We start from the raw sequence: 1125 nt of genomic DNA, 5'->3' as shown, positions 1-1125 counted from the left end.
ACAAAATGAAGGCGCGGTTTTCCCCAGTTATGATGAATTGCAGGTATTGCTGGCTTCACCCTATAAAGGTAAGGCGTCTCGTGAAACCGTCAGCCGGGTATTACTGATGCTGCGAATAACCGGCTGGCTGAGTTTATGCAAGCGACTCCGGGATGAACACGGACGGGTGCGGGGCAATATTTATGCGCAGCACGATGAGCCGCTGACCTGCCGTGATGCCGAGATTCTCGATCCCCACTGGCTGGATACCGTGTCGGAAGCCTGTCGCAGTAAAAATCGCACCATCAGCCAGACGGCCCGGGACGTCCTGACCGATATCAAAGACGACCCGTTGATGCGTCATCGTCATAGCCATATTCGCCTGCTGGAAGAAAGGCTGAATGCCGTGCAGACGCCGCAGCAAAGCGTCATGCGCCAGAAGCTGGGATCTGAGTTGCGAAAGGAAGAGGTGCAAACCGAACTCAGGGGAATTCAGCCGGGTTCGGAAACCGAACTAAGCCCACTAACGGGGCAGGTTGAGCTGAATTCGGTATCCGAACTCAGTCTTAAATCAACGTCTTATAGTGGATCAGCTAAACCGAACGGTAACGTACGTTCTTTCACACAGAGTGTGAATAAAAAAACGTACGTTGATCAGCAATCAGCCATTTCTCTGCCAGAAGGGCTTTGCAGGCAGCTGGAGCCAGAAGATGCGGTGATGTTAACCCATCAGCTGCAAGCTCTGCCGGTAGAGCAGGGACAAGCGATGTTAAGCAGTCTGGACAAGGCCTTAAGAGCAGGAAAAATCAGTAATCCGGTGGGATGGCTGTTGGCGATGATGAAGCGAGCCCGTGAAGGGAAATTGTATGCTCAATCCGGTCAGTCTGACCCCGTTGTTACCGTTGCTGAATCTGCAAGGCAGCATGTTGAATTGATTGATGAAGCTCACCGTTCAGTATCACCATCCTCGCAAGAACATGTGCGCAGTGTAGTGAAGGATATTCGTCAGCGGCTAAATTTAGTGAGATACAATCAGGGTAATGCTGAATAAAAATTGTACGGTGTTGGCAGTGCCAACAGAGATTGAAATTTGTACATTGTTGGCGGTATCAATTGTGACTGAAAATTAATTAACCCGAATTCTGC

General features: G+C 50.2%; 1 protein-coding gene. It reads left to right on the top strand.

The window, feature by feature from the left end:
• Positions 1-1030, top strand: a 1030-nt coding sequence (locus ABLA76_RS16960; RefSeq protein ID WP_348988832.1) for an STY4528 family pathogenicity island replication protein, incomplete at its 5' end; no start/stop codon positions are given.
• Positions 1031-1125: the final 95 nt, after the last annotated feature.

It is taken from the genome of Xenorhabdus sp. SGI240, assembly GCF_040081915.1.
GTDB classification, from domain to species: Bacteria; Pseudomonadota; Gammaproteobacteria; order Enterobacterales; family Enterobacteriaceae; genus Xenorhabdus; species Xenorhabdus bakwenae.
Note: the sequence above shows the minus strand (reverse complement) of the source record. Positions and strands in the feature narration are given on the sequence as shown.